Source organism: Bacillus cereus group sp. BceL220 (genome assembly GCF_051776965.1).
GTDB classification, from domain to species: Bacteria; Bacillota; Bacilli; order Bacillales; family Bacillaceae_G; genus Bacillus_A; species Bacillus_A cereus.
Window position 1 is genome coordinate 1 of sequence record NZ_JBPWBC010000006.1, and the last position, 22,223, is coordinate 22,223.

The window sequence follows — 22,223 nt, forward strand, 5'->3', positions numbered from 1 at the left end:
TACCAACTTTAGCTGTCTTTGCAATTTCATCAACCGTTGTGTTACGGACACCACGCGTAGAGAACAGTATTGTGGCAGATTGAATGATTTTCATTTTTTTATTTTCTTTTTTTAATTTGATCATTGTCTACACCCTATCCTTGAAATATTTAGCGAGTTTTCAGTTTTTACATTCTGTATCAGTTCATTTTTAATTTTGTAACTCCTAATAGAAAGTCCTCTATTTGCTTCTTATAGAATAACATACACCATTCTTATTTCTAGTATATAACTATAATAGAATGCAACTTTATAACCTAGGGATAAAGTTGAAAGTTTGAGGTAATAATTTTTTAATCGGACGATGAGAATTCAAGTGAAGGGGAAAGTGATTTCTTTCTTGATTGAATTATTTGATTTTTTATTCAATTCATTTTATTATATAAACATGACTAAAAGATGTTTTTAGTCGGATTTTTTTACGGAAAACCGACTGATATTTGATTTTAGTCGGTTTCTATACTATTTGAGAGAAGGTAGACACTATGTGTGGAATTGCAGGGTGGATAGACTGGTCTAAAGACCTGTCTCATGAACAAGAAACGTTAAAAAAAATGACAGATGCTATCATTCACCGAGGACCAGATGCAGAGGGGCATTGGTTTTCAAAACGAGCGGCATTAGGTCATCGACGTCTCATCGTCATTGATCCTGAAGGTGGCCTTCAACCTATGCTGTATAAAGATGGAAATGATACGATTGGCCTTACGTTCAATGGAGAAATTTATAACTATCAAGAATTACGTAAAGAACTTGAGGAGAAAGGTCATGAATTTCAGACCAAATCGGATACAGAGGTATTACTACACGCTTACTTAGAATGGCAAGAAGATTGTGTTCAACACTTAAATGGGATTTTTGCTTTTGGTATTTGGGATGAAAGATTTGGGAAATTGATGCTTGGTCGTGACCATCTAGGCGTGAAGCCGTTATTTTTCGCTCAAAGGGGAAGCGCAATTCTCTTTGGTTCAGAGTTAAAAGTTTTACTTTCGCATCCACTTGTAGATGCTGAGGTAAATAAAGAAGGACTTTCTGAAATATTTTGTCTTGGACCAACACGTACTCCTGGTCATGCTATTTTCAAGGATATACATGAAGTGCGTGCTGGCCATTATATGACGTTTACCTCTAATGGCTCGACTACGACACAGTATTGGAAACTTGAAAGTAAAAAACATGTAGATGATATTAATACAACAGTCGAGACAATCCGCTCCATTTTACAAGATACGGTTAAACGTCAGTTAATTGCTGATAAACCAGTGGTATCTATGCTTTCCGGAGGTTTAGATTCCAGTGGTTTAACAGGTTTAGCAGGAAACGAATTTGGGAATAAAGGGGAACGTCTTCATACATATTCCCTGAACTTCATCAATGATGAAAAAGATTTTGAGCAAGACTTCCTTCGTTTTGATCGTGATGAGCCTTGGGTGAAACGTGTGGCTGAATATGTAGGAACAAAGCATCATTCTATAGAGGTAGGATCAGATAGTTTAATAGAGTATTTATTAACTCCAATGCGAGCGCGTGATCTACCTGGAGTTGGAGAACTAGAAACGTCTCTTTATTTGTTATTTAAGGAAATGAAAAAAGATGCAACAGTTGCACTTTCAGGCGAATCCGCAGATGAAGTATTCTCAGGATATCCATGGTTCCATCAAGAGAAGTTTCTAGATGCAGAGATATTCCCTTGGAGTGTTAATTTATGGTATAGCACAGAAATTCTATCAGAGGATTTTAAAGCGAAGATTAGCCCTGAAAAATATCAAAAACAAAAATTTGGAGATGCGGTTGCTGAGGTTCCTTTTTTAGAAGGTGAAAGTGATCTGCAAATGAAGCAACGTCAAATGTCTTACATGTTTATTACACGTTTCTTGCCATTTATGCTAGAACGAAAAGATCGCACAAGTATGATGAATGGCTTTGAAGTACGAGTTCCATTTTGCGATTACCGGCTTGTAGAATACTTATGGAATGTTCCATTCGAAATGAAAAGCATAGACAATATTGAAAAAGGTATTTTACGTCGAGCTTTTGAAAATGTACTTCCAGAAGATGTGCGTTATCGCAAAAAAAGTGCATATCCAAGCACAAAGGATGCCTCTTATGTACAAGGTATTAGTGATTGGATGTTACATGTGTTGAACAATCCTGAATCACCTATTTTGCCATTAATTAATGTAGAAAGAGTTCGTGCTATTGCAGAAGGAAAAGACGAAGTAATTTCAGGTAATGATGCACGAGGTATAATAGATTATTTACTTCAAGTTAATAGTTGGCTTCAGGAATATAATATTAAATTAGTATGGTAGATGTAATTTTCAAATAAAGAGAATAGCTGAAACATCAATGATCTAAGTGAACCGCACCTCCAATGTATTAGATAGTTATCTAATAATTGGAGATGTGGTTTTATTATTTTGATTTGCAATAACCCTAATCAGTTAGTTAATTAGAATCAAATAAGAAACATAGAAATAGGGGGAATAATATGAATTGGAGGTTCCTTCCTGAGAGTAGGGAGTCTCTTTAATCTCGCTACCGATAATCAAATAATATGTTAATTAGATTTGATTATTGTATGCATCGCTTTTTCTTCAATAAATATTAAGTGATAAACTTCATATATAGTATATAAGGAGATTATCTCATGGGTTATTTGCAAATATTAGATGGGGAGTATTTGACACATACATAACCTAAAGATTTAGATGAAATTAATATAGATAAGTATTTACTACGATTGCCTTCCTATTTTTCTTAGAATTTTTTTAGTGAATCAAAATTTAAATTGCGTATACATCTTTTGTACTAGTAGACCTAAGTCTAAAAGTATGTACAATTACACCATTTGACTAATGGGTAAACTTCACAAACTGATATATACTAGTATTGTGTCTTGCCTTTTTAGGTGTAGTACACAGCCGGTGATTGGCTAGTGGATGTCCTTCCATTTTGCCAGTGCCGGTTTTTTGTTGGATAATAGAGAAAATGAAGTTTTTATAAGGAAAGAAGGGGTTGTTTTGAAAGATGTAAATTCTATCTTTATGAGAGAAAAGATTGCTAGTTTTTATCTTTATTTTATTTCTTTTCTTGGTTTGGTTACTATAACTATATCTTTACTTGAAATTAAAATCCCTTCTCATCTAACAATACTAATATTGTTGTTACTTTTTATGGGGATTGCAGAGTATTTTCCTGTAAGATTTTGGAGAGGAACTAGTTCGCTTACCTTTCCGATAATTTACGCTATGAGTTGGCAGTTTGGAATCCATATAACTATTGTTGCTATTGTACTTGTCACGCTAATTATTCACATGCATCGTCGTTCACCGATACAAAGAATGTTATTTAATAGTACTCAACATGCACTTAGTTTGATCTTTGCCAAATGGTTTTCAGACAAATGTATGTCCTTAATAATTAATAAGATAGGTATGTCAGTTCTGTATGAGAATTTAATATCTTTGTTATTATTTTGCGTGTTTTTTTGTTTTTTCAACAATCGTTTTTACGATTTGTTAATGATACTTCTTCCGCAGCCATATTCAATTTACCAATGGTATAAAAAAACTATTACGGTATTTCTTTGCGAAACTTTTGGTTTCTCTTATGCGGCACTGATGCATGTACTAATTAGTACATATAGTGTGGAAGTAAACGAAGTTACAGTACTGTTTTTCTTTTTTCCACTTGTAGCAACTTCCGTTATTAGTTCTTTTTCTGTACGGATAAGGATGGAGAAAGAACGATTATATGAGTTATTTCTTATTACGACCGAAATTAGTCGAGGATTAACCGGAGGAAACTTGAAGCATATTAAACAAGCACTTAAAGGTTTTTTTGGCATACAAGCATATGTAATATGGACAAAAGATGATGGAAACTGGAATATTCTATTAAAAGATGGGAAAGTTCGTCTTGATATTTCTGATCATTTAGAAAATTACGATGCGTTTGAGGGACTTTCTAAAAACCTTGTATTTAATGATTGGAAAATTGGTACGGCTCCTGGAGATGAAATATTTGAAAGTGTCATACGCTCACTTGTATATTTTCCTCTTATTGTTAATGATGAACTAGTCGGAATGTTTGTTGCAGGGAAAAGTAGAAATGCAGGCTTCTTTCCAGAAGATGTACAGTCGTTAGCTACATTTTCTAACCAATTAGCTAACGTAGTTAAAACAAGGATATTAATTTCTGAACAGGAAAAAAGAATGATTTTAGAAGAAAGAAATAGAATTGCTCGAGAAATTCACGATGGTATTGCGCAAACATTAGCCGGGGTGATATTCCAACTAGAATCCGCGCAGAAAAAATACCGTGATAAACCAAAAGATATGCAGCAAGTAGTAGAGAAAAGCATAAAAGATTTAAGAGGAAGCCTAGGAGAAGTTCGCTATTCTATTTATGCTTTAAAACCATATCCGACACAACAATTGGGACTTAAGCAGGCGATAGCAAGTAAAATAAAATCTTTAAGACAAGAATATGAACTAGACATTACATATCATGAAAGAGGTCATGCACGTGCGCTTAGTTTTTCAAAAGAAAGAGTTATATTTGATACATTACAAGAAAGTTTGCAAAACATTGTAAAACATGCACAGGCAAAAAAGGCTGATGTTTTACTCAGCTATCAAAGTGAACACGTGCTTTTAAGGATTAAGGATAATGGAGTTGGCTTTTCACTATTTGAGTCTATGGTTAAAACGAAGAATGAGCCACATTATGGTATATTACATATGAATGAACAAGCTGACCAATTAGGGGCTACTTTACAGATTGATAGTTCTGTAGGAAAAGGGACAGAAATTACACTGTTAATTCCAGATTCACAAACAAGGGGTGCGTAAAATGATTAAAATATTAGTAGTAGATGATCATGCTTTTTTACGGGATGCAATTCGGAGCATACTAGAGGATGAATCTGATATGAAAGTGGTTGGAGAAGCTAGCTCTGGGGATGGAGTATTGGGAAAAGTAGAAGAATGCCGACCAGATTGTATTTTGATGGATATTAATCTTCCAGGGAAAAATGGGATTGAAGCTACAGAGTTAGTGAAAAAAAAATATCCGAGTTGCCGTGTACTTGTGTTTACAATGTATGAACATGATGAGTATTTAATGGATGCACTCCAGGCCGGTGCTGATGGTTATTTATTGAAGGATTCATCATCAGATCAGGTAGTAGCAGCAATTCGAATGTTATATCGAGGCGATTCAGTCATTCATCCGCGTATGACTAAAAAATTAATTACATATCATCAGCAAAAAATGAAAGTAGAATCAAATGAAAATGAACTGACGGAACGTGAAAAGGAAATTCTCTTTGAACTAGTAAAAGGACTTAGTAATAAAGAAATTGCTGAAGTTTTATATATTAGTGATAAAACAGTTAAAATTCACATCAATAAAATTTTTAAAAAGCTAAATGTGAAAAGTCGATCGCAAGCAGTGATTTATGCAGTCCGAAATCAATTAGTTCCGCTAGATTAAATAAGAAATCTATCAAAGAACTATCGTGTCGCTTTATTCTGTATTACAAAGAATAAAGGACAAGGTAGTTCTTTTGTACTATGTAGGCATAGAATCCTTAGAGAAAAGATACTCCTTTTGTTCAATTTTCAGAATAATCAAAATGTGGAATAATAAAAATAGAATTACATTTTAATCTTGTTAATAATTCATTTTGTGAAAATCTTTTGTTGGAAATAAATGACGGAGGGCTCTTATAGAAAGAGTAAAGTGAGTGGTTAGCTATGTGAGGTATGGGGATGGTAGTAGTGTTGGAAATCTTTCATGATACAAAAGATTAAGATTAATAGAGTTTCCAATGCTACATGGGAATTTAAGAATCAATTTGTTTCAAAAAATAATATTAATAATGGGGAGATGTAATATGAAACGAGGGAAATTTGGAAAGATTCTTATTGGAACGTTAACAGTTGGAATGTTATTGTCTCAAGGAATTCCATATAACGTATTAGCGGAAGAGGTAAATACATCTACTTTAACTGGAATTGATGATGCAAATGCTATCTTAAAAGGTCTTACAAAGGAACAACGTAATGCCTTAAAAACGTTAGATACAAAACCAGGTTTTGTTATTTCGCCAGGTATCAATACAACAAGTCCTAATAATGTGAATGTGATTATAGAATTTAAGCAAGCGCCTAGCAAAATAGAGGTATTAAAACAAGCGGCTAAAGGGAAAAAAGTAGCTCTTTCAAATGCGGAACAAAAGGTAGAGGCATCACATAAAGGATTTAAAGCAGAGCTTGAACAGCTTCAAAAGAATAAAGAGAAAGGGACAAATGTAAAATCTGCAAAGATAACAAGAGAATATAAGAATGCTTTTAATGGTGTAGCGATTTCTTTACCAGCAAATATAATCGAAGACTTAGTTCGTACCGGTATCGTTAAGCGCGTATGGGAAGATCATGAGGTTAAAATTGATTTGCCGAAAGAAACAGCTAAGACTGCTGTTGAACCAAAAATGGCAGATAGTGTACCACAAATTGGTGTAGACAAGCTACATGATGAAAAAATAACAGGAAAAGGAATTAAGGTAGGTGTACTAGACACAGGTATTGATTACAACCACCCGGATTTGAAAGATGCATATAAAGGGTATCGTGCAAAACAAGGTGAAGATCCAACTAAAATAGATCCGAACTCAATAAAAGGATGGGACTTTGTTAATAATGATGCTGATCCAATGGAGACAACGTATAAGGATTGGCAAAATTCTGGAGGATATCCTGAGATTTATGAGGGAAGTGCATATTATACATCCCACGGTACGCATGTAGCTGGGACAATTGCTGCAGACAAACAGAATAGTGTGGATTATGCAGTGAAGGGCGTTGCTCCAGATGTAGACTTATATTCATATCGCGTATTAGGTCCATATGGAAGTGGACAAACAAGCGGTATTCTTGCTGCGATTGATAAAGCAGTGAAAGACGATATGGATGTTATCAATTTATCACTAGGAGCGTCTATTAATGATCCTTTATATCCTACTTCTGTTGCAGTGAACAATGCGATGTTAGCAGGTGTTGTTACAGTAGTAGCAGCTGGTAATAGTGGTCCGGAAGAAGGTACTATAGGATCACCTAGTGCAGCAGCACTTCCAATTACAGTTGGAGCCAGTGACGCTGCAGTGAATATTCCAACGTTTTCCGCCGATGCAGGTGATGTACATGTAGATAAGATGATGCTACTTGGAAAAAGCTTTACTGATAAGATTGAAGATTTGAAAGGACAATCCTTATCGGTTGTATATGCAGGGCTTGGGAAATCAGGTGATTTTACAGGGAAAGATGTAAAAGGGAAGTTAGCTCTTATCCAACGTGGTGAGATTACATTTGATGAAAAAATTAAAAATGCTAAGGAAGCAGGCGCAAAGGCGGTAATTGTATACAACAATGTAGATGGGGAAATTACAAGTTATCTTGGGGAAAGTACTTCATCTATTCCATCGTTCCGCTTAACAAAAGTAGATGGTGAGAAATTGCAAGCAAAAGCTGTACAAGGAGATGTGTCGTTAGCATTTGGAGAACTTAGTAATATAAAAACAGAGGGAGATCACTTGGCTGATTTCAGCTCCCGTGGTCCTGCAACTAAAACAGATGATATTAAGCCAGATATTGTAGCACCAGGTGTGTCTATTTTCTCAACTGTTCCTGAATATATTAATGATTCAAAAGATGGAGAAAATTATCCGGTAGCGTATGGACGTATGTCAGGTACATCTATGGCAACTCCTCATACTGCAGGGGTAGCGGCACTTATTTTACAAGAACATCCAAACTATAGTCCATTTGAAGTAAAAGAAGCACTTATGAATACCGCAGTTGACCTAAAAGAAGAGCGTTCTGTATTTGAGGTGGGCTCTGGACGAATTGATGCATATCGTGCAGTTCATGCAGATACATCTATCGAGGTTATCGATAAAACATCAAACGTTGTAGATGATGAAGAAGTAGAAATTGAAGAAAAAACAGGTTCTATTGCGTTTGGGTATAAAAATCAAATTGAAAATGGGCCTATTAAAGATAGTCGAAAAGTCTTAATTAAGAACAGCAGTAAAACTGATGGAAAAGAGTTTAAATTAGAAGTAGAGTTTTCATCTACAAGTGTAGGTGTGCAAGATGCAGCGAAGTATGGTGTGAAGCTAAATGTACCAGATTCTATTAAAGTAGCTCCTAGTACATCAGAGGAAATTAGCCCTGAAATTATCATTCCAGAAAACGCTGAATTTGGTAGATATGAGGGCTATATTCATATTTCAAATAAAAACAATGAAAAAGAAGTATATCAAGTACCATTTGCAGTTAAATTCACAGAAAAAGGGATTGCGTCTGTAGATTTACTGAGAGATGCAATGGCAACAGATGCATCTAAATTCCATCCGTTTATGGAGAGACCAAGTTCGCCTTTGACATTTAAACTAAATAGTCCTCTTGAAACTATTGATGCAGTTGTGAAGGACCGAAAGACAGGAAAGGCATTAGGAGTCGTTGGTACACTTAATGCAAGTAGTCTAACACCGAATATTGAATATATGATGTTTTCTGGTATGGGAGGGTATGTACTTCCATTCACAGGAGATCCAGCTCATCCAATTGGGGATAAACCTGTTATGTTGCCTGATGGAGATTACGAATTGAACTTCGTTGGATATGATAAAGAAGGAAAATCGTATACAAAAGGCGATAGCATTATCATTGATAATGTTATACCGGAAATGAAATTTAAGGATGTACAACCTGGTATACATGAAGTCAATGATTCTATGTTTAAAGAAGAAGACGGCCAACGTGCATTATGGGTGCATGGTAATATTTATGATTCTACAGTAGATGCATTGAAGGCAAAAGGCTTGCAGTATGATCAAAAAGCGAACCAAATTGTATATTATCAAAACTCAGCCTTTCCATCAGGTTGGCTGAATACAATTCAAGCAAATGGTGATTTTAAATTTGGAGTACTTCCAGAGGAAATAAACGAGCCGTTAAATTTAAAATTATTTGGATATGATCTTGCAACTGCAGGGAATATGGCAACTGGATATAAAGATTACGTCTTTGTAAAGGAAGGGACAGAATACGCTGTTCCAAGTTATGACAAAGATAAAATCAAATTAGGAGAGAAAATTACATTAACTTTGAATCTTAATAATGTAAAACAGCTTATGTCAGGTACATTTGAAATTCCTTATTACAAGCAGCTCTTTAAATTTACAGATGTGAAACCAAATCCAGCACTTACGGAATATGTAAAACAACATGGACTGAACCTTAAATTAGAAGATCCGAAGATAAGTGAAGAAGGAGCTTGGGAAAACAAGGTGAAAGTTGGGGCATCATTAGAAGGAAAAGAATTTAAAGGATTAGATGGAGATACACCATTTTTAGATGTTACATTCGAGATGACGAACGATGAATACTTTAATGATTTAACTGCATTTGGAGTAGAGAAGTTCTCTTATACAAAAGCTGTTGCATCAGAAGGTATTGAGATTCCTGCGTTTAAAGATAAATCTTTTGCTATTGTTTCGAAACATTCAACGATTACAGGGTATATTGGCCCGGAAGCTTTCTTGAATGAAGAGGGGTATTTAGGTAAGAAAGACTATACAAAACTAGGAGCAAAAGTGTACGCAGTTGGCAAGGATGGAAAGAAATATACAGGAACGATTGGTGATAACGGGCAATTTGAAATTCATAGTGTCCCAGTAAGCGATAAAGAATATGATATTTTCGTAGAAATGCCAGGTCATTTAAATAGTAAATTAACAACAAAAATAGGGAAGGTGCAAGACGGTGAATTAGTGGGACAAAACTTTAGAGTTGACATGGAAGATAACCTTGCAGGTGATGTAAATGGAGATAAAATGGTAGACATTCAAGATGCTAGAATAGCAGCTTTATCGTATGGAAAAGGAAAAGTATCTGTAAAAGATGGAGATATAAATCAAGATGGTGTTGTAGATGAAACAGATATTCGTTTTATTGAGAAAAACTTCTTGAAAAAGAGTCCAGATGCTAAAGAAAATCAGAAACCGAAAGAAAATGTAGGTCCAGTGACATTAGATAAAATCTTACGCTCTATTGGCTTAGAACCAAAAAAATAAGTGGGCAAACTTCTAGAGTAAATAAAGGCATCAGACAATGGATATTAAATGAAATGGATTGGTTAACAAATGACCGGTAATGATTTAAGGTAACAATACCGGTCATTTTAAGAGTCATAGTCGTTTGGGTACATGAAGTAACTAGTTTAAAGTAAGTTTGCTTTCATTATGGGACAAGGAAGTTGCTTAATTATTATTGTTGTTTGTGGGATGGAAATAAGGTTTGTAGTTTAAACTTTAACAATAGGGGGACTTGTGAAATGGGTATGAAGAAAAAACTTGGTATGGGTGTTGTAACTGCAGTGCTTGGCTTATCCTTAATTGGCGGGGGAACATATGCATATTTTAGTGATAAGGAAGTATCACAAAACACGTTTGCGGCGGGTACTTTAGATTTGAGTGTGAATCCAGAAGTTGTTATTAATGTGGACAATCTGAAACCAGGTGATGAAATGGAACGTGGTTTTCAATTAGTAAACAAAGGAACCTTAGCAATAGGAGATGTGAAACTCCTGACAGATTACAGTGTAATCGATGCGAAAGGGGATAATGGAAATGCTGATTTTGGTGATCATATCCGTGTTGATTTCTTGTGGAACTTGGATAAAAATGAGGTTCCAATTTGGTCTACTACATTATCTGAATTAAAGGTAGCTACGCAAAATGGAAATATTCCTAATCTTGTAAAGAACGGTATTGTAGATCGAGAAGGAAATGGACTTGCTCCAGGTGATGATGATACATTTTATGTAATGTTTACATTCGTAGATAACGTTGAAGAACAAAATGTATTTCAAGGAGATGCGTTGAAATTAAATTGGACTTTTAATTCCATGCAAGCAAGCGGTGAAGAAAAGTAAGTGTAATAATTTGTATACTATATGTGTGAGACATATCGTATACAAATGAAAAGAACTGTTTTGAAATGAAGGCGTTTATCCTCAATGGTAAAACTCCTTATAAAAATATGGGTGAAAAACTTGATGATGATTTCCCTTTTAAAACACATCGTAAAAATATTTTGCGATGTGTTTTGTTGTAAGTTGGAGAGTACAGAAATATTAAATGATTATCCAGCTTTTGAGATACTTTGAGGGAATTTAGCACCTTACGCTAGCTTAGCAGCTTTCCTGAAGGGGATTTTGTTTTTTTACATGACGAAATGCTTAAAAACATAATATAAAATAAACATGTTTGATTTTTATTCATGTTTAATCTTTATAAACATCCATTACCTTAAACGTTTGACAAACTAGCATTAAGTCTGGAGTAAAATTAAGTCCATACCGACTTAATTCCCAAGTGAAAAATTTAACGTGCTCACTATACCAATAATCATAGCTTAAATCGCCTTCACCCTCAGATCTTGCAAAATTACTTGTTACTTCATTCATTTTTAGTAAATCGATCTTTGTATATTTTATAATTGCTAATGGATTATTGTCTCCATCCAATACAATATCGTACTGACCAACTTTTTGAATTTCTTCCCCTTCAAGCTCATAAACACAATGTGCAGCGCATGTTCCTGTTTTGATTCCTTTAACTACTAAACTTCCTAATTTATCTCCCATTTCTTTGGAACCATCTCCAAACATCCACGAATCTGGAACACTCATGTTTAACCCATTTTCTTTAGCGTACATATACCAATATTCTTCTATCTTATTAACTGACATCAGTCACTCATCTCCTTAATATTTAAATGTTTTGAATTTAACACGTGGCATATTATCTGTCAATATTTTAGAAGAACTTGCAATACATCTACATCAATAAATGTTTATAAAAAATATAACTCTTCGTAAACATATTTTCCATTCTGTATATTAATGCGAATAAACGAAACTCATACTGTTATTCTGCTGAAATCGTTACGGAAAAGTAAAATAGTGGATAAAAGAACAAACTATAAATGGTTTTATTTACCAATAATATTTTCTTTGTTTCGTAGGATATTAAACGTACAGGAGGTGATATATGATGGCAAACAATCGTAACAACTCTTTAGTGGTTGCAGGTGCAGAAAGTGCACTGGATCAAATGAAATATGAAATTGCACAAGAATTCGGCGTACAATTAGGCGCGGATTCAACTGCAAGAGCGAACGGCTCTGTAGGTGGAGAAATCACAAAACGTCTCGTTGCTATAGCAGAACAGCAACTTGGTAGATATAACAAATAATGCTAGGTATAAAGTAGAAAAAGGAGAGATTATATCTCTCCTTTTTTTGTAAAATATTCGATTATGAATATTTTATTTGTTATCTATCTTGTCTTTTATTACTTGTATCTTCCAGCCACTTAGAAACATATTCTTGCATACGAGATTCTAATGATTGAATCGTTTCATTTGAGATAGTGAGTGCTTGATCCGCATACTTTTTCGGGAACATGTTGCGCAAAGTAGGTTCATTTTCAGCACCATCTCCTGGTTCACGGTAATCTTCAATGATGTAATCATCCCCATTTTTTGTGACCGTCACACGGACTGGAAGTAAATGTCCTGCTTGAGAAACTGTCTGTGTTTCGCGGTTGTATCCTTGCATGAGGGAATGAAGGTAGACATACATTTTTTCATCCTTCATTTCAGTTCCATAGATTACATGCGTCTCAAATTGTTTTTCTGTATAATTTAATTTGTCTTGATTCCAGGCAATGATACTTTCTGAAATAAGGGATTCTAATTTGCTGTTTAGCGGAATCTCCGTTACATCCTTTGCATCATTTTGGACAGAATCACACCCTGTTGCAATGAAAACGAGTATGATAATGCTTACGGTAATCATTATCTTTCTCAAAATCTTATTTTCATATGTTAATGCAAAACGTCTGCTCATCAATTCACTCCATTTCTCTTCGTGCTAATCATCCACTGACATAAATATTTTATATAACAATAGTAAAATCGTCTTCAAACTAGAAACTTATTCTATCCAAGGAAATATATTGCATTATATAATACATACTATACCATTCTTACACATAACGGGAGAGACTCTATGAGAAAAGTTATAATGTATTGTGGGATCTTTATTATGATTCTTTTAAGCGGTTGTATCCGATTCGGACAAGACACTACAGATACCATTTATCTCATTCCAGAAGCATACGAAGGAGACCTATTGGTACTATATAATGTTCCAGGAGCTGAGTTGTTGCCAGAAGAAGATGGATTTCGTGTCGTCACTTTTTCTGCAGACGGGACCGCAGTTACATCTACAGCCGATATGAAATATGGGGATGTCAATGACACGTATTACACGGTTAACAAGGAAGGTAAGCGCACCAAACTTGATGAAAGCTGTATACGCGTTGGTTCAAATGGAAGCACTACTGAAAACATTGGTAAAGAAAATGAGCATACATTCTCATACGCGAAATTGGAAGTTACAACTAGTGCTTGCTCACAAAGCTTTTCATCATACGGGAGAGAAGTATCTGAAAATCAAGAACATCCTGTAGAGAAGAAATTGAGGGAATTATTGGTGCTCGTAAAAGAGCAGTATATGAAAGTGAAATACTAAATTTTCAAAAGGATGAATGGATGATGTTAGGGATAGGGTTGATTGTAGTAGGCGTTTTACTTGTCAGCGTTGTATCTTACCGAGAAATAAAGAAAGCAGGGGGCGTAACCTGGATTGAAATTCTAGTATATCCCTTTTTATTATTAATAGGCGCGTTACTCGAACATTTTGATCTGCCAGATTTTTTAATATTTTTAGGTTTGGTATGTATTGTTTTTGGTAGCTGTATGGTCATGGGCGTCAATATTCTATAACATTAAGAGCAAAGCATCTAGTTCAGATGCTTTTTTATTTTATTTTGTAGTTTTTATTTTTAATGTCTATCACACTAGTTACCCAGACATACAGGGTTCCAAGTGCTGGTAAAAAACTTAGCAAGTTGAATGTATTCTCTATAATATAGAATGAAATAAAAATGGAGGAAAAATAAATAGACAATGGAAGAAAAATGTATACGTCACGTTTTAAAGATTTTAAAATTTGCACTTTATTCACCTCAGCTTTTCTGGCATTATGTTTTAAATAAGAACCCGTAAATTTGCAGATTCTCCTGTTGATGATTTTAAAATATGTAACTCAGTTTTAATCATATAATGTATTGAGTCACTATAAAAATCAAATATTAATTTTCTAAAGAGTCCTATACAAACCTTATTGCGTTAGAAATACAGACCTAATTATAACCGTTGTAAATGGATCCAATTAGATTTCGGCCATCCCAGTATCCGCATCATAACTAGTAACACATCCTGTCATCCCTTTTAAAATACCAACATGGACTGTTGCATCCGCATTAACTGTTACAATTTTCATCACATTCAGCTCCGTTTCGATAATATGCTTTGACTTCCCGCATGATCATTTATTCGTTAGATAACAAAAACGCACCGTAACCCAGTGCGTTTCAGACAAATATACCTATATGTTTTACTTTGTAATTTGGAAGGAGCCACCATAATAATATGAATTATCTACTTTTAGTACTGCCACATATGTACTTGGTGTGTAAACCGTTGTAATTGGTGTTTTGAACCTAGAATAGTAGTGGTGTCCAGCCTCACCTGCAGAAATGGTTTTGTAGCGTTGCAATTTACCTTCTCCGTTCAATCGATAAATCTTTACAACACCTACATCTTTTCCGCCTATATATACCGTCGTATCAAACGTATCACCTTGTTTTAACGTACCAGGGGCTAATTCTTGTAGATAGTCCACGTTGTGATGCAATAAGAAATACGTCTGCCATGGCCAATCATCCACAACAGCTGAAGCTTGCTTAATCGTATTTACTTCAGCGCGCGCTTTATCAGGTAGCGTACTGTCTAAAACGATAAAACCCGAAAAGGTTAAGGCACCGATTAAAGCAAATGAACATAATTTTTTCATATTAAATTCCTCCCGTTTATCTGACATTGTCATAGTCCACTTACAGGTATCAGGTTGTCATCCATTAATTGGATTATTATTCTAAAATCAATATATCATTTTCTTTTAATTTAATCAAATTAGAATTTTCTAACAAGTGATGAGGATAGATAAAATTCCATCTTTCTCCGTTTTTTCTATCATACAGAAGAAAGAACAGAGGCGATAAAGAAATTTTATTCCGCTCTCTTTTCAAATTAACAACATTTCCCGTTTATACGGTACGAGACTATATTAAACATAAAATAGACACGAAAGGGGATTGGAATTAGCGAATATTTACATGGAATCTAGGAGATGCAAGCTCAACATTTCATAACGGATCGATGGTTCCATTTCAACAGACTCCGAATCCGACAGTAATTTTGTTCTGTTTACTCATGAGGTAACGGAAGAGAATTTAGAAAAACTTGCTACAATTGCTCATCAGTATATAGAGGAGACCATCCATTGTTACAATTACGGCATTGTAGAAGAAATAGGTTAAAAGAATAAAACATACTGTTCCAAATTAATATTCCGTGTGTTTTTTGAACATATACCCCTTGTTTTATGTATATATTGAATATATAAATATATTGTGTTATGATATGAATTAGAAACTCGCGTGTTTCAAATACAACATTTTTATCTTCTTGATGACCTCTTATCTTTCCGTAAGAGGTCTTTTTTTATCCCTTCGTATTGCATAGCCGTTAAAATACTATGAAAAGATACTTGAGACTACTACACTGTGATATTCTCTAGTATTTTTTCTTTATCCATATTATCTATTGTTGGGTAAACGATGAATTATTACTTTTTGTATAATTTTCATACATCCTGTAAATACGTTATTTTTTAGTAGGCAATTAAAATTTACATACATAATGCATAGAACAGTAGTGAGGAGATAACAGAAAGTAATAAATATAAGTTTTGATGACTTCTTATTTTGTAAAACTAGGGTGTAGAAAGGATGAAACAGATGGAAGAAAAACGAATTGCGATTTATGTAGTGAATGGCAATGTCAAAGTCGCGAGCAAGCTCCATGATGTTGTGTTAGATATTGTTGATTTTGATAATTTAGGAGAATACGTAGAGCCTGCTTTTACAGGGATATTGTATTAAGAACAGGAGGGAGTATGATTCCAAAAGAAGTAATGGTAGACTACGTCTCAATTTCCTGATTTACAAACCCGCTACCAACTGAAATTGTTGTTTATTAAATTAGATTAAGAGATTTCTTGAAATGAAATAGTAACAAAACGGCTTTGTGGGAATTAAACAAAAGGCTGTTAAAACAATTAAAGTGTTAGTTAAAAAAGCTGATTGTGGAGCGAGAAGTAAACAATAAAAAAACTTTACTACATACATATGTAGCAAGTTTTTTTCTTAACGTACGAAATTCTCGTTATGCATCACTATCAACTTAAGATTATGTATCTTAGGATGAAAATAATTCTATCTCTCTATTCATTTATTCGAAGATTCTTAAAACTCTTGCGATAAAATGTGAATGTATTTATAATTATAGTTAGTTAAGCTAACTAATTATAATTAGTTTTTCAACACAGGAATAGTTCAATAAAAAACAAGAATCTGAAGCAAATTTGTCAATCTATAGAACGATTCCCCAAAGAATAGAGCTGTACGCAGAATGAATTTAAAAAAACGGCAGCAAAGGAAACTGATTCAATGGCAGCTAAGCTTGATTTACTTATGTTATGAGTATCTGATAATGCACGAGACAAAGAAATGGTATTTCGCTAATTACTTACTTTCTGTGCTTTTTGTGCATCATTAATTGAGGAGTAAAGTATTGGAAGGTTATTAAATAAAATACATGTAAGTATAAAAGCTAAAGTTGGAGAAGGTAGATAAATACGTTGGATTATTAAATTCAACTTATTTTTACGGAATAAAAGTTAGTCTAGCTTATTATAAGTTAAACTAATTTAAATGAAAGGAGGTGAAAATTGTTTATAATTTGTCTTAGTAATAATACAAATTACTTAAATATGCTGATTTCTATGGAACTTAAGAAATTTGGAACAAATAACAAGGAGGGTTTAATTAATGAATATTTCTAAAGAAAATAATCCTATATTGGCGGTCGTTAGCTCCAGCGGTAATCAAATCCATTTCTTCAATGCGAAAAATTTTGAAAGAATAGGGGTTATAGATTCTCCAGTTACAGAACCTCATGAATTATGTTTCGATTCTAAGCGTCAATTGTTATATGTAAGTATTACTTATCGCTCAGGTTTTTATAGAAATAATCCGGAAAAAAGCCATGAAATTTTAGTTATCGATATTGATCAATTTAAAGTAATTGATATCATTGATATCTCGCCGGAATTTGCACCACATGGTTTAGTTTATAATGAAAAAAAAGACTTATTGTATGTAAGTGTTGAATCTGGTGAAGGAGGAATTTTAATTATTAATCCTAACACGAGAAAAGTGCTAGATAGAATCTATACAGAAGCAGCAGGTCCACATTGGTTTGTTACGACTCCAGATGGTACAAAAGGATATTCCTCTAATAAAGAGGCGCCCTTTATATCGGTTTTAGATACACATGATAAGGAGTTAATTGGAAAAGTATCTATGCCCAATGGTAGTGAAGAACTAGCTATTTCTCCTAAAGGTAATCGAGTTTACATCCCTTCACCATGTTTACTTGGAGACTACAAAGAGGAGCAACCTACACTTAGCATCATTAATACAGAAACCGATAAAATTATAAAGACAAAATCATTTTCAGATTTAATTACTCCGGTTCATGTAACGAATGATGGGAAAGTATTGGTAGGACATACGCGTTTTCAGAATAAGAATGGAGAGAGAACAAGAAATATGTTTTCTCCAGCACCAGGGTATGTTTCTGTTCTTGATGGAGAATCGTTAAATGTGTTAGGTACAATAGAAGTAGATTTACTCCCAATTACAATGCGTTCTTCTACGGACGGAACGGTTGGATTTGTTTCTAACCTTAGATCAGGGACAATAAGTGTATTAGATTTAGTTAATTACAAGAATGTTCATACCATTGAAGTTGATCCAGGAGATCGAAATGCAGATCCTTCTGTAAATCAAGGAGCTCACGGTATAGCATATATAGAAAGATAAAATAAGAAAACGCTATTCTTTTTGTAGAAATTTACAGAAAGTATGGCGTTTTTTTGTATCTATTAATTTCTGATGAATTCCAATTAGGTCTATTTTTTTAAAATATGGAACAATGTCATTACTTACACTGTCTATTAAGCGTTAAAACATTTTCTATTAAATAAATTAAGAAAGGAATCATCATTTTTAAATAAGGGAGAAGATTGAATTGAAAAAATTATGGATGCTGCTTTTCGTTTGTTTCGCAGTTTTGTTGGTAGGATGTAATAAAAACGAACCGCCAAAACAAGCATTTGAAGAATATATCAATTTATGGAATGATAGAAATTTTGCAAATATGTATGATCATTTATCAGATCATGCAAAAAAATCGATTTCTAAAAAAGAATTCACAGAAAAATATCAAAAAATCTATGAGGGGATTGGAGCTAAAAATTTAAAAGTTAAAATGAAAGGAGAGAATACGAAAGATAAAGAGCTTTTTCTTTTTGAAGTTAAGATGGATACGGATGTAGGACCAGTTTCATTCATCCATGAAGCAAAACTTGTGAAAGATAAAGAGTCTTGGAAAACAGATTGGACACCAGACTTCATCTTCCCAGGTATGAAAAAAGATTACAAAGTACGTATGCAAATAGAGCAAGGAAAACGCGGAGAAATATATGATCGAAATGGAAAAGGGCTTGTAACGAATGGTAAAGCGACTGAGGTTGGAATTATTCCAGAGAAACTAGGCGAAACAGCAGTGCAAACGAAAGAAATAGTAGCACAATTACTTGATATGTCTATAGAAGAGGTCGAACAAAAGCTCACAGCAAAATGGATAAAACCAGACTCCTTTGTACCAATTGGTATTTTAAAAGAGGGAACCAGACAGAATGATTATATTGAATTAGAAGGAGTTTCATCTCGCCCAGTAAATATTCGTACGTATCCATTAGGTGAAGCAGCGGCACACTTAACTGGATATATAGGAAAGGTGAATGCGGAGGAGTTAAAATCACTTCAAAAACAAGGTTATCAAGCAGATGATTTAGTAGGTAAGACCGGTTTAGAGAAAGTGTTAGAAAATAAATTGCGTGGTGAAAAGGGTGGACGCGTATTTATAGAAGATGAGAAGGGGAAAGAGATTAAAAACGTAGCAAAAAAAGAAGCAAAAGAAGGAGAAAATGTTACGTTAACAATTGATGCTGCAATTCAAGAAAAAATCTTTAATGAGATGAAAACTGAAGCAGGGTCTAGTGCAGCGGTCAATCCTAAAACAGGTGAAACAATCGCACTTATAAGTAGCCCTGCTTATAATCCAAATATAATAGTTAGAGGAGCATCGAAAGCCCAACGAGAAGCATGGAGTAACGACTCGAAACTACCAATGACGAATCGCTTTACACAAGCATTTGTACCAGGTTCCGTATTTAAAACGATCACAGGTGCAATTGGTTTGGAAACAAACACAATAAATCCGAAGGAAGAATTTAAAATTCAAGGATTGAAGTGGACAAAAGATTCATCTTGGGGAAATTACTATGTAACGCGTGTAAAGGATGCAAGTCCAATTGATTTTGATAAGGCAATGAAGTACTCTGATAATATTTATTTTGCTCAACAAGCTTTGAAAATGGGAAAAGATCAGTATGTAAAGGAATTTAAAAAGTACGGATTTCATGAAAAATTACCAATCGAATACGAATTTCCTATTTCAATCATTGCAAAAGATGGGATAAAAAACGATATTCAACTAGCAGACACGGGCTATGGACAAGGACAAGTATTAATGACGCCACTTCATTTAGCATTAACATATGCACCGATTGTGAATGAAGGGAATATTCCGTCGCCACATCTTTTAAAAGAAGCAAAAGTAGCAGGGAATTGGAAAGAAAATGTGGTTTCTAAAAAGAATCAAGAGATATTAAAGAGTGCATTAATCAAAGTCATTAATGACCCTGATGGTGCAGGGAGAATTGCAAAGGTTGATGGTGTAACGCTTGCTGGTAAAACTGGTACAGCAGAACTGAAAGAGTCGAAAGAAGCAGACGGAAAAGAACTGGGATGGTTCGCAGCTTTCGATGCAAATGCGCCAGACATGATTGTTACAATGATGATTGAAGATGTAAAAGGAAGAGGAGGAAGTAATGTTCCAGGTGAAAAAGTAAAACATGTATTTCAGAAATAATACTTAATTATAAGGTGAATTTTTTGACTAAATTTATTACATGTTTGCTTAACTCAAAGATATAAATTGGGGAAAATATAGAACAATTAAATTTCAAAAAAGCATTCTTTCTAATCGAGAATGCTTTTTTGCTGCGACTCTAGAAAGTTAATACCTTATCTTAATTTTTATTTCTGAAAAGTTGGCATTGCTAATGGTAAATAGAAGAGTATAGCAAATTGAAATGGACAAGTGGAGTGTTACGTTAAATTCAAAAAAACAGATTTTCATGAGTGGAATTTTATCATTGTATGCTTTACTTGTTTTTTAGTAGTATTATTCTGCTTGAAAAAAGATAAACAATGGAACAAATGAAACTTGTATCTTGTCTATATATTGAAACCATAATAAAAGTGAGGGCAGTTTTTATGTTTATTCAAATAAGTTTGAGGTGTGGAAATGGAACAGACGTTTATTGAAAAGTGTAATCATGATGAGCTGGACTATGTTATAAAAGACTATTGGCAAGATGTATGGAATTATTCATTTATTATTACGAAAGATCCACACTTATCAGATGATATCACGCAAGATGTATTTATAAAGGTGTTTAAAAATTGGAATTCATTTCGAAAGGAGTCATCTATTAAAACGTGGATATTAAAAATCACAAGAAATACGGCAATAAACTATTTGAAATCCTCCTATTTTAAAAAGATATCTTTAATAGGATTTTTTAGTGACGATAAGCAATCCCTGTCAGCAGAACAAGAATTTTTTAAGCAAGAAGAAATGAATGATGTGTGGAAGGTTGTATTAGAACTACCTAAAAAGCACCGTGAAATAATTATATTGGACGCAAAATATGAATTATCTTATGAAGAAATGGCTGAAACATTAGGAGTATCCATTGGAACTGTAAAATCGAGATTAAGTAGAGCGAGAAGTAAGGTTTCAAAATTAATAGGGGAGGGTAGTAGTGATGAACAATAAACAAAATCCTGACTGGTATAGAAAAATAAAAAAAGGGCCAATGGAGAATCGTAAAGATGAAGAAGAATTTATTTCTAAAATAAAGCAGTCTATATATGAAAATAATGAAGTGGATTTTGTAAAACATAAAAGACCATTTCGTAAAAAAGCATTACCTATTGTAGTTGTTTTGGTTTGTACAATGTTATTTTTTATTGTTCAACAACCTTGGCCTGATGATAATAAATCACCGGTAGAAAGTAGTACTCAAATTAAGCCTAAAACAAAAGATGAATCTGCTCAAGATCCATCATTAAAACAATTTATGAATGATTTATATCAAAGCACAAATTCAAAAAGTGAAAATGATTTGTATAGAGCATTAAATGATGAAGTTCTATTTAAAGGGAAGAGTTATAAGAAGGATGAATTGAAGTTTGATGAAGATATTTTTCATGAGTTGCAAGTCGCCCTTGCAATGGGGGGAGAATTTGTAAATGATAAGAAGAAAGTTTACAAAGTGCCAAGTGGAATGACAGAAAGTAATCAATCAAAGCAAGAACACTTTATATATGCAACTGTTACTGGAAACAAAACGAAAATTTTAGCTGAACCAAAACGAGAATCAAAAGTTTTATATGAAGTATCTAATGAAATGGTAAAAGCTTGGATCCCGGAAAAAGTGCAAAATGATGGATATATAAAAATATCGACTATTAACGGTGATACTACTGGATATGTACAAAAAAAGTATGTTTTAACTGATATTAAATATTCTTTCATGTTCGAAAAGAATCATGAAGGTATATGGGAAATAACGAATATAGAATCTATATGGTAAAAGAGG

Annotated in this window: 17 protein-coding genes; 13 read left to right on the forward strand and 4 right to left on the reverse strand. The window is 33.8% G+C overall.

Features of this window, described 5'->3' with window-relative positions; genetic code table 11:
- The coding region (locus tag ACS2FK_RS16750; protein WP_438899658.1) for a TetR family transcriptional regulator at window positions 1-124 on the reverse strand (124 nt) is incomplete at its 3' end.
- Between the two features lie 400 nt (window positions 125-524).
- On the opposite strand from ACS2FK_RS16750, the gene asnB reads away from it, so the two are divergent.
- The 5 genes from asnB to ACS2FK_RS16775 all read left to right on the forward strand — a co-directional run bounded on the left by asnB (window position 525) and on the right by ACS2FK_RS16775 (window position 11,043).
- The gene (asnB, locus tag ACS2FK_RS16755; RefSeq protein ID WP_063547323.1) at window positions 525-2,351 is read left to right on the forward strand and encodes an asparagine synthase (glutamine-hydrolyzing); all 1,827 of its coding nucleotides are present in this window, start codon (window positions 525-527) and stop codon (window positions 2,349-2,351) included.
- Window positions 2,352-3,062: 711 nt separating this feature from the next.
- Window positions 3,063-4,895, forward strand: a complete 1,833-nt coding sequence (locus ACS2FK_RS16760) for a GAF domain-containing sensor histidine kinase (protein ID WP_063549312.1) — start codon at window positions 3,063-3,065, stop codon at window positions 4,893-4,895.
- Window position 4,896: 1 nt separating this feature from the next.
- Entirely contained in the window at window positions 4,897-5,538 is a 642-nt protein-coding gene (locus tag ACS2FK_RS16765; RefSeq protein WP_016100091.1) for a response regulator, read from the forward strand.
- Window positions 5,539-5,941: 403 nt separating this feature from the next.
- Complete coding sequence (locus tag ACS2FK_RS16770; RefSeq protein ID WP_063547324.1) at window positions 5,942-10,183, forward strand: S8 family serine peptidase; 4,242 nt, start codon at window positions 5,942-5,944, stop codon at window positions 10,181-10,183.
- A gap of 260 nt (window positions 10,184-10,443) precedes the next feature.
- Entirely contained in the window at window positions 10,444-11,043 is a 600-nt protein-coding gene (locus ACS2FK_RS16775; protein ID WP_063547325.1) for a TasA family protein, read from the forward strand.
- A gap of 351 nt (window positions 11,044-11,394) precedes the next feature.
- Here ACS2FK_RS16775 and ACS2FK_RS16780 read toward each other — a convergent pair whose 3' ends face one another.
- Complete coding sequence (locus ACS2FK_RS16780) at window positions 11,395-11,862, reverse strand: ASCH domain-containing protein (protein ID WP_000115719.1); 468 nt, start codon at window positions 11,860-11,862, stop codon at window positions 11,395-11,397.
- Window positions 11,863-12,166: 304 nt separating this feature from the next.
- Here ACS2FK_RS16780 and ACS2FK_RS16785 point away from each other — a divergent pair, with 304 nt between their 5' ends.
- A complete protein-coding gene (locus ACS2FK_RS16785) occupies window positions 12,167-12,367 on the forward strand; it encodes an alpha/beta-type small acid-soluble spore protein (protein WP_080469927.1) in 201 nt (66 codons plus the stop codon).
- Window positions 12,368-12,446: 79 nt separating this feature from the next.
- Here the strand turns inward: ACS2FK_RS16785 and ACS2FK_RS16790 are convergent, their stop codons facing one another.
- Entirely contained in the window at window positions 12,447-13,022 is a 576-nt protein-coding gene (locus ACS2FK_RS16790) for a hypothetical protein (RefSeq protein ID WP_063547327.1), read from the reverse strand.
- Window positions 13,023-13,184: 162 nt separating this feature from the next.
- On the opposite strand from ACS2FK_RS16790, the gene ACS2FK_RS16795 reads away from it, so the two are divergent.
- Both ACS2FK_RS16795 and ACS2FK_RS16800 read left to right on the forward strand, forming a co-directional pair.
- Window positions 13,185-13,709: a DUF6843 domain-containing protein gene (locus tag ACS2FK_RS16795; protein ID WP_063547328.1), complete on the forward strand. Its 525-nt coding sequence runs from the start codon at window positions 13,185-13,187 to the stop codon at window positions 13,707-13,709.
- 20 nt (window positions 13,710-13,729) lie between these two features.
- A complete protein-coding gene (locus tag ACS2FK_RS16800) occupies window positions 13,730-13,963 on the forward strand; it encodes a hypothetical protein (protein WP_002094019.1) in 234 nt (77 codons plus the stop codon).
- A 673-nt stretch (window positions 13,964-14,636) separates the two neighbouring features.
- On the opposite strand, the gene ACS2FK_RS16805 is transcribed toward ACS2FK_RS16800, so the two are convergent.
- Complete coding sequence (locus ACS2FK_RS16805) at window positions 14,637-15,095, reverse strand: DUF5065 family protein (RefSeq protein WP_063547329.1); 459 nt, start codon at window positions 15,093-15,095, stop codon at window positions 14,637-14,639.
- A 997-nt stretch (window positions 15,096-16,092) separates the two neighbouring features.
- On the opposite strand from ACS2FK_RS16805, the gene ACS2FK_RS16810 reads away from it, so the two are divergent.
- The 5 genes from ACS2FK_RS16810 to ACS2FK_RS16830 all read left to right on the forward strand — a co-directional run bounded on the left by ACS2FK_RS16810 (window position 16,093) and on the right by ACS2FK_RS16830 (window position 22,217).
- Complete coding sequence (locus tag ACS2FK_RS16810; RefSeq protein ID WP_000812117.1) at window positions 16,093-16,245, forward strand: hypothetical protein; 153 nt, start codon at window positions 16,093-16,095, stop codon at window positions 16,243-16,245.
- A gap of 948 nt (window positions 16,246-17,193) precedes the next feature.
- Window positions 17,194-18,249, forward strand: a complete 1,056-nt coding sequence (locus ACS2FK_RS16815) for a hypothetical protein (protein ID WP_063547330.1) — start codon at window positions 17,194-17,196, stop codon at window positions 18,247-18,249.
- Window positions 18,250-18,457: 208 nt separating this feature from the next.
- Window positions 18,458-20,425 carry a penicillin-binding transpeptidase domain-containing protein gene (locus ACS2FK_RS16820; RefSeq protein ID WP_063547331.1) on the forward strand — a complete coding sequence of 656 codons (1,968 nt, stop codon included), beginning with the start codon at window positions 18,458-18,460 and terminating at the stop codon, window positions 20,423-20,425.
- A gap of 438 nt (window positions 20,426-20,863) precedes the next feature.
- Complete coding sequence (locus ACS2FK_RS16825) at window positions 20,864-21,397, forward strand: RNA polymerase sigma factor (protein ID WP_063547332.1); 534 nt, start codon at window positions 20,864-20,866, stop codon at window positions 21,395-21,397.
- Window positions 21,387-22,217 (forward strand): hypothetical protein, encoded by an 831-nt coding sequence (locus ACS2FK_RS16830; RefSeq protein ID WP_063547333.1) that lies wholly within the window; start codon window positions 21,387-21,389, stop codon window positions 22,215-22,217. The genes ACS2FK_RS16825 and ACS2FK_RS16830 overlap by 11 nt, the downstream gene beginning before the upstream one ends.
- Window positions 22,218-22,223 lie beyond the last annotated feature (6 nt).